We start from the raw sequence: 14292 nt of genomic DNA on the forward strand, positions 1-14292 counted from the left end.
ACGCAGGGATCGGGCCCCTCCACACTGATAACGTGACCGACGCTGCTAACGAACCCAGCATCAACCAGGTTGTTGACCGCCTGGCGGCCCGTTTCCCGCACGTCCCCCGGGTACACATCGCCGGGATTGTCGGCGAGGAATTCGAGGCCCTGGACGCGGGCCGGATCAGGACGTTCATCCCCACCCTGGTTGAACGGGGTGCCCGCGTGCGGATCCAGAGAGAATTCGGAATGAGCACCGCCGGCGACTAACGCGCCCTGGCAGCCTCGAGTTCGCCGTATGCGCGTCAAATCGCCGTAAAGTTCCGGCGAGCCCGCACCATTCCGGCGATTTCGACGGCGGCAGCCAGGCGGGACCGGCCCGGCGACCGTGGACAGCGGACCTTTGGCCCTTACCGGCCCGGGCCACCGGCAGGATGCTCGACCCATGAGGTACCTGATCAGGGCCGGCGGCCGGCGGTGTCCGTGAGGGGCGGAGCGCGGGCGTGAACCCCGGTGCGGGGCAGGACTCGCTGTCAGCCGTAGCCGGCCTCAGCGCGGACGAGGCAGCCCGGCGGCTGCAGCAATTCGGCGCCAACAAACTGCCCGAACCCCGATCGGTCCCCGGCTGGCGGAGGCTTCTGGCCGAGCTGACCCACTTCTTCGCGATCATGCTCTGGGTGGCGGCCGTCTTCGCATTCATCGCCGGCATGCCGCAACTGGGGATCGCCATCATCGTGGTGATCGTGGTCAACGGGGTGTTCGCCTACATCCAACAGGAGCGGGCCCAGCACGCCGCCGCCAAGCTCCGCGAACTGCTCCCCGCAATGGTGTCCGTGCGCCGGGACCGCCGCGTCATCAAGGTCCACGCCACCGAACTGGTTCCCGACGACGTCGTGGTGCTTGTGGCCGGCGACCGCGTCCCCGCGGACCTCCGGCTGGCCCTTGCCACCAGCTGCGAGGTGGACGAATCGATGCTGACGGGCGAAAGCGAGGCCGTGGTCAAGTCCCCGGGCGACACCGCTTTCGGCGGCACGTTCCTGGTCAACGGGCAGGCCGAAGGCTTGGTCCTGGTGACGGGAGGCCAGACCAGGCTCGCGGAAATCGCGGCCCTGACGGGCAACGTCGAAGCCCCGACCAGCCCGCTGGCACTGGAACTGCAAAGAATCGTCCGCATCACCGCCTCCATGGCCCTGGGCATCGGTGCGCTGTTCTTCGTCATCTCGCTCCTTGTCGGCATTTCCTGGCGAGATGCCTTCCTGTTCGCCATCGGGGTGGCCGTCGCGCTCGTTCCCGAAGGCCTGCTTCCCACGGTCACGCTCTCCCTGGCTGTCGGTGCGCAGCGCATGGCCAAGCGCAACGCCCTGGTGCGCAACCTGCAGGCGGTGGAGACCCTCGGATCCACCACGTTCATCTGTACCGACAAGACAGGCACCCTGACACAGAACAGGATGAACGTCGTCGAGGTCTGGACCCCGGCTGGGCTGCTGACCATCGACGGCCAGGGCTACGGCCCCGAAGCCGATATCACCGGCACCGGCACGGAGGACGCCCGTCAGCTCAGCGTCGCGGCGCGCGCCGCCTCGGTGGGGCGGGCCGTCCTCCACGAGGGCCGGTGGATAGCAGAGGGCGACCCGATGGAGGCCGCGATCGACGCGCTCGCCGCCCGCCTCACGGCCGTCCCCGCCGAAGGGCCCGCTGACCGGGGCGAACACCGGGAGCAGCCGACGCCGTCGCACCGGTTCGCGTTCGACCCCCGCCGGCTGCGGGAATCGGCCATCGTCGGCACCACCCTCTACGTGAAGGGCGCCCCGGAATCGGTGATCCCGCTGTGCACCGGAGACGGCACATGGGCTCCATCCGGGGCGGGGGCTTCGGGCGCGCGCCGGGCGCTGGGCATGGTCGACGAGATGGCCGCGCGCGGCCTGCGCGTGCTCGCCGTCGCCCAGCGCAGCCTGCCCGGGGCACCCGGCGCCACGTTCCGGCTCGAAGACGCGGAGGCCGGGCTGACGCTGATGGGCCTGATGGGCCTGCACGATCCTCCCCGGACCGAGGTGAAGGTGGCCCTCCAGGCCGCCCGCGACGCCGGCATCAAAGTGGCAATGGTGACCGGCGACCACGCCTTCACCGCCGCCGCCATCGCCCGGGAGACCGGGCTGCTCGGCGCCACCGAAACCGTGCTGCAGGGACCGGACCTGCCCGAGGACGACGCCGTCCTGGCGGCCCTGCTGGACCGTGACGGAGTGGTGGTCAGCCGAGTGACGCCGGAACAGAAACTCCGGGTGGCGCGCCTCCTGCAAGGCCGCGGGCACGTCCTGGCCATGACCGGCGACGGCGTCAACGACGGCCCGGCGCTGCAGCAGGCCGACATCGGGGTCGCGATGGGCCTGAGCGGCACCGACGTCGCCCGTGAGGCCGCCGACCTCGTGCTGCTCGACGACGACTTCGCCACCATCATTGCCGCGGTGGAACAGGGCCGGGCCACCTACGCGAACATCCGGCGCTTCCTGACCTACCACCTGACGGACAACGTCGCCGAGCTCACCCCCTTCATCATCTGGGCCTTGTCCGGCGGCCACTTCCCGCTGGCGCTGGGCGTACTGCAGATCCTTGCCCTGGACATCGGCACCGACCTGCTGCCCGCCCTCGCCCTGGGCAGCGAGGCGCCCAGTAAGGGAACGCTGAAGCGGCCGCCCGAGCGCCGGCACCTGATGGACCGGGCCCTCATGTTCCGGGTGTTCGGGCTGCTGGGACCGGTGGAGGCCGTGATGGAGATGACCGCGTACACGGTGGTGCTGCTGGGCGCGGGGTGGCGGCCCGGCACGGAACTGCCCGCCATGGACGTGCTCATGGCGGCCTCCGGTGCGGCCTTCACAACGGTCGTCCTGGCCCAGTTGGCGAACGCCTTCGCCTGCCGCAGCGCCACCGTCCCGCCCTGGCGGCTGGGCTGGTTCACCAACCGGCTGTTGCTGTGGGCCGTGCTCGCCGAGCTGGGTCTGCTGTGCGTGTTCCTGTTCCTCGGTCCGGTGGCGGCGCTGCTGGGCCACGCGCCGCCGACGCCTGGAGGGCTGGCGGTGGCTCTGGCCGCTGTCCCCGCCGTCCTGATCGCCGACTGGCTGTACAAGATCGTCCGCCACCGCCGGGCCGGTTCACCGGCCGGCGGCCCCGGAACGGCCGGCCCCGGAACGGCCGGCCCCGGAACGGCCGGCCCCGGAACGGCCGGGGGCGGCACGCGGGTCCAAAGCCCCTGACCCCGGGACACCGGTCCCGCGCAGTATGGGTCCACCGACAACGCACAGGAGTGCTGACATGGCTGATTCCCCCGTGATGTGGTTTGACGAGATCGGCATGGGCGACGTCCCGAGGGTCGGCGGCAAGAACGCCTCCCTCGGCGAGCTCATCCGGAACCTCCAGAGCGAGGGCGTCCGGGTCCCCGACGGGTTTGCCACCACGGCCGCCGCGTACCGCACCTTCATTGCGGCCAACGGGATTGACGCCGCCATGCGGTCGCGCATCGCGGCCTACCGGTCCGGGGACGCCACGCTGCGCGCCACCGGCGAGGCCATCCGGGAGCTGTTCCTGGCCAGCGAGTTCCCCGAGGACATCGCCGAATCCATCCGCGCCCACTACCGGACCCTGGGGGAGCGCGCCGGCGTGGACCGGCTCTCGGTCGCGGTCCGCAGCAGCGCGACCGCCGAGGACCTCCCGGACGCGAGCTTCGCCGGACAGCAGGAGACCTTCCTGAACATCGCGGGCGAGCACGAACTGCTGGACGCCTGCCGCCGCTGCTACGCCTCCCTCTTCACAGACCGGGCCATCAGCTACCGGGAAGTCAAAGGCTTTGACCACCTGGATGTCGCCCTCTCGATCGGCATCCAGCGGATGGTGCGTTCCGACGTCGGGGCCTCCGGGGTGATGTTCTCCATCGATACCGATTCGGGCTTTCCCCGGGCCGCCGTCATCAGCGCGGCCTGGGGCCTGGGCGAAACCGTGGTCCAAGGCACCATCAACCCGGACAAGTATGTAGTCTTCAAACCGCTCCTCTCAGAGTCCGCGGCCGCGCAAGGCGTCACCCCGATCATCGAGAAATCCCTCGGCTCCAAGGCCCGGAAGATGGTCTACGGCCGCGGCGGGAGCGCCCGCACCCGGATGATGGACACCTCGGCGGCCGAGCGCCGGGCCTTCGTGCTGGGCGACGCCGAGATCCTCGCCCTCGCCCGCTGGGCTGTCAGCGTCGAAAACCACTACGGCCGGCCCATGGACATGGAATGGGCCCGCGACGGCGAGACCGGGGAACTCTTCATGGTCCAGGCCCGCCCCGAGACCGTCCAGTCGCTCCGCACCGGTCCCCACTTCACCATCCACTATCTGCTGGAGCAGGGGACGGTGCTGGCCACCGGGGCCGCGATCGGCGATTCGATCGCGCACGGCACGGCCTGCGTCATCCGGACCGCGGCGGACATTGCGGCATTCCGCGACGGCGCCATCCTCGTGACCGAAATGACCGACCCCGACTGGGTGCCCATCATGAAGCGGGCGGCCGGGATCGTCACGGACCACGGCGGCCCCACGAGCCACGCGGCGATCGTGAGCCGCGAGCTGGGCGTGCCCGCCGTCGTCGGAACCGTCAATGCCACGGCTGTCCTGGCCGAGGGTCGGCCCGTGACGATCTCCTGCGCCGAGGGCGATACGGGGCGGGTGTACGACGGCACCCTGGCCTTCGAAACAGAAGACGTGGACCTCGGCGCGCTCCCCGAAACCCGCACCGCCGTCATGGTCAACATCGCTAGCCCGGCTGCGGCCTTCCAGTGGTGGCGGCTGCCGGCCGACGGCGTCGGGCTCGCCCGGATGGAATTCATCATCAGCAGCCTGATCCGCGTGCATCCCATGGCCCTGGTCCATCCGGAACGGGTCACCGACCCCGCCGAGGCGCAGCAGATCAGGGAGCTGGCGCAGGGGTACGCGGACCCGACCGAGTACTTCGTGGACGCCCTGTCGCTGGGCATCGCCAAGATCGCCGCGCCGTACTACCCGCGCCCCGTGATCGTCCGGCTCAGCGACTTCAAGACCAACGAATACGCCCACCTGCTGGGCGGCGCCGCCTTTGAGGAGCCGGAAGAGAACCCGATGCTTGGCTTCCGCGGTGCCTCGCGCTATTACGACGCCCGCTACCGCGAGGGGTTCGCGCTCGAATGCGCTGCGCTCAAGCGGGTCCGCGAGAAACTCGGGTTCACCAACGTGATCGTCATGGTGCCGTTTTGCCGCACGCCGCAGGAGGCGGACAAGGTCCTTGCCGTGATGGCCGAGCACGGTCTGGTCCGCGGGAGCAACGGGCTGCAGGTCTACATGATGTGTGAAATCCCGTCCAACGTGGTCCTGGCCGAGAAATTCGCCACCCGCTTCGACGGGTTCTCGATCGGCTCCAACGACCTCACACAGCTGGTCCTGGGCGTGGACCGCGATTCCGGCCAGCTCGCGGCGCTCTTCGATGAGCGGGACGAAGCCGTGATGGTCATGATCAGCGAGGCCATCCGCAAGGCCCACGCCGGCGGCATCAAGATCGGCATCTGCGGGCAGGGTCCCAGCAACCACCCGGAGTTCGCGGCGTTCCTGGTGCGCGAAGGGATCGACTCGATCTCCCTGAACCCGGACAGCTATCTCAGGACCGTGCCGCGGATCGCGGAGGCGGAGAAGACAGCGCCAGCCGGGGCAGCGTCAGCCGCGACAGCCTCAGCCCGGTAGCGGTGCCCGGCGCGCGCCTTCCCTGGCCCGCGCCGTGCTGACGGCGCCGTGGCGACCCGGTCCGAGGGACCGCAAGGCGTTCAGGATCGTGGCGAGGTCCACGAGCTCCTGCGTCAGGGCTCCTGCGATGGCCGGCACGTACCCCGCGGCCGCGGCCACCATGAGGGCCACGCTCAGCCCGATGCCGATCCAGATGCTCTGCAGGGCCACTTGCACGGTGCGCTGTCCGATCCGGACGGCCGACGCCACCTTAGAGAGGTCATCTAGGATGATCACGACGTCGGCCGACTCGCCGGCCGCCGTCGAGCCGCGGGCGCCCATGGCGATTCCGACGTCGGCGACCGCCAGGACGGGGGCGTCATTGACGCCGTCGCCGACCATCATGACCGGACGGTCCGGCAGCGACCTGACGGCCTCGACCTTGTCCGGCGGGAGGCACTCCGCCCGGACGTCCGTGAGCCCGGCCTCGTCCGCGATGTGCCGGGCGGTGGCGAGCGCATCGCCGGTCAACATGACCGTCCGATTCACGCCGAGGGCCTTGAGCTCGCTGAGCGTGCGGCGGGTCTCTTTGCGGATGGGGTCGCTCATCACGAGGGAGCCCACGAATTCGCCGCCGGTACCGACGTAGATGGCGAGCTCACCGCTGGCCAGGTCCGTCTCCGCTACGCCGGAGGCCCACTCTGCCACGAACGCGGGCTTGCCCACCACCACGTCCTGGCCGTCAAACCGGGCCCGCACCCCGTGCGTGGCGAATTCCGTGGCCTCGGTGGCAGCGCCAAAAGGCAGCCCCCGGGAACGGGCTGCGTCCATCACCGAGGCGGCGAGGACATGGGAGGAGTACTGTTCCGCGGACGCCGCCAGCCCCAGGACCTCATCTTCCGAGAGGGGCCCGGCGGTCCGAACGGCCACCAATGCGGGGCGGCCGTAGGTCAGGGTTCCCGTCTTGTCGAACGCCACCGTCTTGATCCGGCTCAGCTGTTCAAGCACCCCGGCGTACTTGACGATGACGCCGGAGCGCGCGGCGCGGCTCATGCCGCCCAGGAACGCCACGGGAGCGGCGATCAGCAGCGGACACGGCGTGGCCACCACGAGGACCTCGGCGAACCGTGCCGGGCTGCCGCTGATGATCCAGCCCACGGCACCGAGCGCGTAGGCCAGGGCCGTGAACGGCACGGCATAGCGGTCGGCCAGCCGGACCATGGGCGCTTTGCTTTCCGCCGCCTCCTTCACGAGGGCGACGATCCGGCTGTATTGCGAATCCTCCATACGCGCCGTGACCCGCATCCGGATTGCGGCCTCACCGTTCAACGAGCCGCTCATGAGCCCTTCCCCGGCGGACCGCTCCACCGGCAGGCTTTCCCCCGTGAGCGACGATTCATCGAACGTGCCCGAATCGGAGAGCAGGACGCCGTCCAGCGGGACCACCTCACCGGGCCTGACCAGCAGGATGTCGCCGATGTCGACGTCGGTGGCCGCCACGTCCTCGTGCTGGCCGTCCGTGTGGGCTTCGGCAGTGTGGTTTCCGGCAGTGTTGGTTCCGGCAGCGGAGGTGCCGTTGCGCTCCCGGTGGGCCGTCTGCGGGACGCGTTCCAGCAGTGCCGTCAGTTCGTGCTTGGCCCGGCCGGCGGCGTAGTCCTCGAGCGCCGTGCCGCCGGCGAGCATGAGCACGATGATCATCGAGGCGATGTACTCACCCACGAGGACGGTGGCGACGATTGCGGTGACGGCCAGGATGTCGATGCCCCACTGGCCGCCTGCGAGCCGGCGCACCATTCCGATGGCGAGGTAGGCAGCCACGGCCAGGGCATAGATGCTCGCGGCGGCCTGGGCAATGCCCTCCTGGCCTGCGGCCAGGAGGGCCACCACCGCCAGCAGGACAAGCAGGGTCCCCGCTACGAGCGGATACCGGAGAACGATTTTCACGGATTTTCTGCCTTCGACGGCGTGTCCTGAACTACTTGAATCCTACTGCGCCGCAGCCGGCAGCCACGCAGACTCAGCATGAGAGGCTGGAAGAGCACCCGTCCCGACCAAACGGGCGGCGAGCCGAGCCCGACGGGCCGCGGCCCAGTATCAGTGACACCAGGAGGAATGACGTGCGAAGCAGTTCAGACACCGTCGAAACGCGGTCGGCCCTGGTGGTGGGGGCCAGCGGAATTGCCGGGTCGGCGCTGGTGGACAGGCTGGCTGACGAGGGGTGGGACGTGGTGGGGCTCTCCCGCAACCCGCTGCGCCGCCGCGACGTACGCCATGTGAGCGCGGACCTGAATTCCGTGGAGGATCTGCGCGAGGGTCTGGCCGGCGAATCTCCCACCCACGTGTTTTACACGGCGTGGTCCAGGATGAATACGGAACTGGAAAACATCGAGACAAACGCGGGCATGCTGCGGAACGTCCTCGCGAGCCTCAGCGGCAAGCCCGTGAAGCACGTCGCCCTCATGACCGGGCTGAAGCACTATCTGGGCCCGTTTGAAGCCTATGCGGCAGGGCAAATGCCGGACACCCCGTTCCGGGAGAGCGAGCCCAGACTGCCGACGCCCAACTTCTACTACGCCCAGGAAGACGAATTGTGGGCAGCCGCCGGCACGCAGGGCTTTGGCTGGTCCGTGCACCGGGCGCACACGGTGATCGGACATGCAGTCGGAAACGCCATGAACATGGGACTCACTCTCGCCGTCCAGGCCTCCATCTGCAGGGAACTGGGACAGCCGTTCATCTTCCCGGGCTCCGAGACGCAGTGGAACAGCCTCACGGACATGACCGACAGCGGGCTGCTGGCGGAGCACATGATCTGGGCGGCCACAGCGGACAACGTCAGCGACGAGGCCTACAACATCGTCAACGGCGACGTCTTCCGCTGGCGGCGCATGTGGCCGGCGCTGGCCGCCTACTTCGGTGTCGAGCCAGTGGGCTACGCCAACGAACCCCGCCCCCTGGAGCAGCAAATGCGCGGCATGGAAGGCGTGTGGGCAGGCATCGCCGCCCGCCACGGGCTGGCGGAACCCGACCTCGCACGAGTCGCCTCCTGGTGGCACACGGACGGTGACCTGGGCCGGAACCTCGAAGTGGTCACCGATATGAGCAAGAGCCGACTTGCCGGCTTCACCGGGTACCGCCGAACCGAAGACGCCTTCCTCCGGCTGTTCGACCGGTACCGGGCGGACGGCCTGATTCCGGCAATGCCCTAGGGGACGCCACGGCAGCGGGGGCCTTTCAGCACTAGACCGGCGGTGACCCGTGGGGCCACAGTGAATCATGGGGTCCATGAGTGCTGGCAGCCGGCGCCGGTGGTGGCTGATCGCGGCCGTCGTGGCCGCCGCGGTGCTGCTGCTCGGCGCCGCGGTCCTGCTGCTGCAAGGGGCGCCGACGGCGTCCCCGCCCGCATCTGCGCCCGTCACCTCGCCGGCGTCCGGATCCGCCTCCGAGACCCCGTCCCCTGACTCGCCGACCGCGGCTTCGCCGGCCCCGGGCACCAGCGTGCCTGCTCCGGCCGTTCCCGTCCCGCCAGCCCCTGAACCGACCGCTCCGCCCCCGGTGCCGGCCGTTCCTGCTCCCGTGCCGCCCGCGGCGCCGTTCCCCGCCGCGCTCGCCGGACGCGATGTCGAGACCATCCCGGGCGCGGGCCGGGTGGTGGCCCTGACGTTCGACGCCGGCGCCAACGCGGCCGGACTTCCCAGCATCCTGCAAAGCCTCGCCGCCGCGGGCGTGCGGGCCACGTTTTTCCTCACCGGCAGCTGGGCTGCCGCGAACCCCGGAGGCGTGGCGGCGATCGTCGCCGGAGGGCACCGGGTGGGCAACCATTCCATGACCCATCCGGCATTCACCGGACTGCCGGACGCCGGCATCGCGGACCAGGTTACATCGGCGGAGCGGGCCATCCGGGCGGCCGGCGCGGACCCGCGGCCGCTCTTCCGGTTTCCCTTCGGCGATCGCGACGCCAGGACCATCGCCACCGTCAACAACCTCGGCTACCTTCCGGTGCGCTGGAGCGTCGACACCCTGGGCTGGAAAGGCACCAGCGGCGGGGTGACAGCGCAACTCGTGGCTGACCGGGTCCTGGCGGCACTGCAGCCGGGGGAAATTGTCCTGATGCATATCGGTTCCAACCCCGACGACGGCACCACCCTGGACGCCGATGCCCTGCCCCGGCTGATCAACCGCATCCGCCAGGCCGGCTATGGCTTCACCACCCTCGACGCACTCGTGGGCTAAGGGCGCATCCCGGGCCGAACGCCACTGTCGCGGTGCACCGATCGCTGATAGGACTGGGCCATGACGGAGTCGCCCACAGTTGCCGCCGCGCTGGCCCCCGTCGACGCCGTGATCTTTGACCTCGACGACGTCGTGACCGACACCGGAGAGCTCCGCGCGGCAGCCTGGAAACAGCTCTTCGACGACGTCATGAAGGACCCCCGGCTTCCCGCCGACGCGCGGCGCGGGCCCTTCACGGACGGCGACTTCGCACGCTGCGTCGAGGGCCGGACCTGGGAGGACGGCGTGGCTACCTTCCTGTCCTCGCGCGGCGTCGCCATTCCCCGTGGCTCGCCCGCGGACGGCCCGGCGGAGTGGACGGCGTTCGGACTCGCGCAGCGCCAGGGCGGGATTTTCGAAAACATGCTCGCGGGCGGTCCCGTTCCGGTCTTCCCCGGTACCGTGGCGCTGCTCGAGCGGCTCCGCGCAGGGCGGATCCCGGTCGTCCTCGCCACCTCCAGCCGGAATGCCGCCGCAATCGTGGCCGCCGCGGGCCTTGGCGACGGCTTTGATCACATCGTGGATGGCCAGACGGCCCTGGACCACGACGTCGCCGGAATGCCGGCGCCGGCTTTGGTCCTGGAGGCCGTCCGCAGAATGGAGATCACCCCGGCCCGGGCCATGGTGATCGCCGCCGCCGCGGCCGGCGTGGAAGCGGGGCGGCGCGGAGGCTTCGGGCTCGTAGTTGGCCTCGACCGGGCCGGGCGGCGGGCCGCGCTGGAAGCCGCGGGCGCCGACGTCGTGGTTGAAGACGTCAGCGAACTGGACATCGGGCTGGTCATCACGCACCCGTGGCTGCTGGTCTACGAGGGATTCGACCCGGCCCACGAACGGCACCGGGAGGCGCTGACCACCCTCGGCAACGGCTATCTGGCCACCCGCGGCGCCGCCCCGGAGCACCGCGCGGGCGAAGTCCACTATCCCGGCACTTACCTCGCAGGCGTTTACAACAGCCTGACAAGCAATGTCCAGGGCGAGGTGACAGTGGACGAACACATGGTCAACATCCCGGACTGGCTGCCGCTGGATATCAGGATAGGCGACGGCGACTGGTGGTCCGACGGCGGCCTGACGCTCCGCAGTGAGCGCCGCACGCTGGACCTCAAACGCGCCCTGCTGACCCGGGAAGCGGTTCTGGAGGACGACGCCGGGCGGCAGCTTCAGGTGCTACAGCGCCGGCTCGTCTCCATGGCCGAGCCCCATCTGGCCGCGCTGGAGACGACGCTGACCGCCGTCGGGTGGAGCGGAACCGTCAGCGTTCGCAGCGGCTGCGACACCGGCGTCACCAACTCCAACGTGCCCGAGGACGCCCAGCTGGCCAACCGGCACCTGACGGCGGTGACGGTGTCCTCCTCCGAGGCCGGGCCGGACGCCTCGCAGCTGACGGTGGAGGTGCAGACGAGCGGGAGCAAGATCGGGATCGCCCTGGCGCTGCGGACGCGGATTTCCGGCGGCGGACAGCCGCAGCCGGAACCCGGAGCCGGCGGGGCGCCCGGCGGGGTTCCGGCCGGTATTACCGAGCCGGCCGGAGGCCTGCACGGACACCGCTTCGACCTGCCGGTCACGGACGCCGTCCCCGTCACGGTCACCAAGACGGTGGCCGTCGCGACGTCGCGGGACCACGCGATCGCCTCGCCGGTCTCGGCCGCGCTCGCCGTGCTGGCGCGCGCACCCCAGGACTTCGGCGAACTGCTGGCAGCCCATGAGACGGCGTGGAGCCTCCTCCTGGCGCCGTTCATCATCGAATCCGATGCCCCGTCCCAGGCGCAGCTGATCCTGAACCTCCACGTCTTCCACCTGCTGCAGACGCTCACCACCCACACGGCCGAGCTCGACGCGGGGGTCCCGGCCCGCGGGCTCCACGGCGAAGGCTACCGGGGCCACATCTTTTGGGATGAGCTGTTCGTCCTGCCGGTCCTGAACTCCCGGCTGCCCGCGGTGGCCCGCGAACTGATTGACTACCGCTGGCGGCGCCTGGGAACGGCGCGGGACGCGGCCCGCAAGGCCGGGCTGCGCGGCGCCCTCTTTCCCTGGCAGAGCGGCAGCGACGGCACCGAACAGACACCCAAGTTCCTGTTCAACAAGCTCTCCGGTCACTGGATGCCTGACTACTCCCATCTGCAGCGGCATGTGGGTCTGGCGGTCGCCTACAACGCATGGCAGTACTTCGAAGCGACCCAGGACCGGGGCTGGCTGACCCGGCACGGTGCTGAGATTGTGGTGGACGTCGCCCGGCTGTTCGCATCCATGGCAGCGCATGACGCTGCGGAGGACCGCTTCCACATCAAGGGCGTCATGGGGCCCGACGAGTATCACACCGGCCATCCGGGCAACCCCGGTGGCGGCCTGGACGACAACGCGTACACGAACATCATGGCGGCCTGGGTGTTCGACCAGGCCGTCTGGATCATGCACTCCGTGCAGGGGTTCGACATGGAGGAGCTGCGGTCACGGCTGGAGATCACGCGGGGGGAAATCGACGCCTGGGCGCACCTGAGCCGGCGCATGTTCGTCCCCTTCCACGACGACGGCATCATCAGCCAGTTCGACGGCTACGGCGCACTCCGGGAACTCGACTGGAACCACTACCGCCGCGCCTACCGGAACATCGAACGGCTGGACCTGATCCTCGAGGCCGAAGGCGACAGCACCAACCACTACCGGCTGGCCAAACAGGCGGACGTCCTGATGCTCCTGTACGTCCTGGGCGAGGACCAGCTCCTGGGGTTCCTGCGCCGGATGGGCTACGACGTCGAGCCGGCGCACATCGCGGCCACGGTGGACTTCTACCTGGCCCGGACCGCGCACGGTTCCACGCTCAGCCGGGTCACCCACGCCTCCGTGCTGGCGCAGCGGGACCCGGAGCGGGCGTGGGCCACGTTCCGGGAAGCGCTGGACACGGACCTGGACGACACGCAGGGGGGCACCACGAGCACAGGCATCCACCTGGGCGCCATGGCGGGCTCGATCGACGTTGTCCAGCGCAGCTTCGCCGGACTCCGGATCACCCGCGATGCCCTGGACTTCACCCCGCGGCTGCCGGCGGAGCTGCACCGGGTGGAATTCCAGGTCCGCTACCGTGACCAGCTGCTGGCGGTGCACCTCGGACCGGACCGGCTCAGGGTGTCCGCGGCACCGGGGGACGCCGCCCCGGTGCTGGTGCGGGTCGGCGCGGAGAAGGTGCTGATCCGGGCTGGCCGGGAGCACGAGTTCCTTCGCGCCGCCGGGCCGTCCGGCTGACGCCACGTGCGGGCTATGTGTGCTCCATGTGCAGCACGGCCGCTCCCGTGATCCGGTCCTCGGCCAGATCCCGCAGTGCCTGATCCGCGGCCTCGAACGGGTACGCCATGGTGGTGGGGCGGAGCGGGATCTCGGCGGCGATCCGGAGGAATTCCTCGCCGTCGGCCCGGGTATTGGCCGTGACGCTGCGCAGCTGGCGTTCGTTGAAGAGCTCATCGCTGTAGTGCAGCGGCGGGATGTCGCTCAGGTGGATGCCGGCGACGGCGAGCGTGCCGCCACGGTCCAGGGCGCGAAGCGCGACCGGCACCAGCCCGCCGGCGGGGGCAAAGAGGATCGCGGCGTCGAGGGGATCCGGTGGCTGTTCCTCGGCGCCGCCGGCGAACGTCGCGCCCAGATCCAGGGCCAGCCGGCGGGCCTCCGCGGACCGGGTCATGACGTACACGCGGGCACCCCGGTAGAGTGCGATCTGGGCCGCCAGGTGCGCGGAGCCGCCGAAGCCGTAGATGCCCAGCCGGCCGCCGATCGGCAGTTCCGCCCGGCTCAGCGCACGGTAGCCGATGATGCCTGCGCACAGGAGCGGCGCAGCCTGCTCGTCGCCGAACGTCTCCGGGATCCGGTAGGCGAAGTTCTCGGCCACTGTGACGAGCTCGGCGTACCCGCCGTCGCGGTCCCAGCCGGTAAACGTGGGGGACAGGCACAGGTTCTCCTGGCCGCGCACGCAGAAGCGGCAGGCGCCGCACGTGCCGCCCAGCCAGGCCACCCCCACCCGTTCGCCGAGGCCGAACCTGGCCGCACCCGGGCCGAGCCCGATCACCTCACCCACCACTTCGTGCCCCGGGATGGTCCCGGGGTGCCGGGGTTCGAGGTCGCCCTCGGCCAGGTGCAGGTCTGTACGGCACACGCCGCAGACGCGCACTTTGAGCAAGACCTCCCCGTGCCCGGGCACGGGATCCGGGCAGTCGCCAGCCACGAGGGGTCCGCCGGACATCGGCCCCGGACGTTCAACCCGCCAGGCGCGCACCGCGGCCTCCTTTACTGCAGTCCCGATGTTGTTTCATGCGGTTTCCATGCGCTTCGTCGC

General features: G+C 70.2%; 8 protein-coding genes. 6 read left to right on the forward strand and 2 right to left on the reverse strand.

The window, feature by feature from the left end; all coding sequences use genetic code 11:
• The first annotated feature begins 32 nt into the window (after positions 1-32).
• From C9424_RS03415 to ppsA, 3 genes are all read left to right on the forward strand, one after another.
• Complete coding sequence (locus C9424_RS03415) at positions 33-251, forward strand: three-helix bundle dimerization domain-containing protein (protein WP_116765519.1); 219 nt, start codon at positions 33-35, stop codon at positions 249-251.
• A 233-nt stretch (positions 252-484) separates the two neighbouring features.
• Positions 485-3229, forward strand: coding sequence for a cation-translocating P-type ATPase (locus tag C9424_RS03420; RefSeq protein ID WP_237563269.1), 2745 nt, complete (start codon positions 485-487; stop codon positions 3227-3229).
• 58 nt (positions 3230-3287) lie between these two features.
• Positions 3288-5720 carry a phosphoenolpyruvate synthase gene (ppsA, locus tag C9424_RS03425; RefSeq protein WP_116765520.1) on the forward strand — a complete coding sequence of 811 codons (2433 nt, stop codon included), beginning with the start codon at positions 3288-3290 and terminating at the stop codon, positions 5718-5720.
• On the opposite strand, the gene C9424_RS03430 is transcribed toward ppsA, so the two are convergent.
• Positions 5709-7643 carry a heavy metal translocating P-type ATPase gene (locus C9424_RS03430; RefSeq protein ID WP_116765521.1) on the reverse strand — a complete coding sequence of 645 codons (1935 nt, stop codon included), beginning with the start codon at positions 7641-7643 and terminating at the stop codon, positions 5709-5711. The genes ppsA and C9424_RS03430 overlap by 12 nt on opposite strands.
• A gap of 173 nt (positions 7644-7816) precedes the next feature.
• Here C9424_RS03430 and C9424_RS03435 point away from each other — a divergent pair, with 173 nt between their 5' ends.
• From C9424_RS03435 to C9424_RS03445, 3 genes are all read left to right on the forward strand, one after another.
• A complete protein-coding gene (locus C9424_RS03435) occupies positions 7817-8908 on the forward strand; it encodes an SDR family oxidoreductase (protein ID WP_116765522.1) in 1092 nt (363 codons plus the stop codon).
• Positions 8909-8984: 76 nt separating this feature from the next.
• Positions 8985-9932, forward strand: coding sequence for a polysaccharide deacetylase family protein (locus C9424_RS03440; RefSeq protein ID WP_337189805.1), 948 nt, complete (start codon positions 8985-8987; stop codon positions 9930-9932).
• A gap of 60 nt (positions 9933-9992) precedes the next feature.
• Positions 9993-13211 carry an HAD family hydrolase gene (locus tag C9424_RS03445; protein WP_116765524.1) on the forward strand — a complete coding sequence of 1073 codons (3219 nt, stop codon included), beginning with the start codon at positions 9993-9995 and terminating at the stop codon, positions 13209-13211.
• 13 nt (positions 13212-13224) lie between these two features.
• Here C9424_RS03445 and C9424_RS03450 read toward each other — a convergent pair whose 3' ends face one another.
• Entirely contained in the window at positions 13225-14232 is a 1008-nt protein-coding gene (locus C9424_RS03450; protein WP_116765525.1) for a zinc-dependent alcohol dehydrogenase family protein, read from the reverse strand.
• Between the last annotated feature and the right edge of the window lie 60 nt (positions 14233-14292).

Source organism: Arthrobacter sp. H-02-3, from assembly GCF_003097355.1.
In the GTDB taxonomy this organism is placed as follows: domain Bacteria; phylum Actinomycetota; class Actinomycetes; order Actinomycetales; family Micrococcaceae; genus Arthrobacter; species Arthrobacter humicola.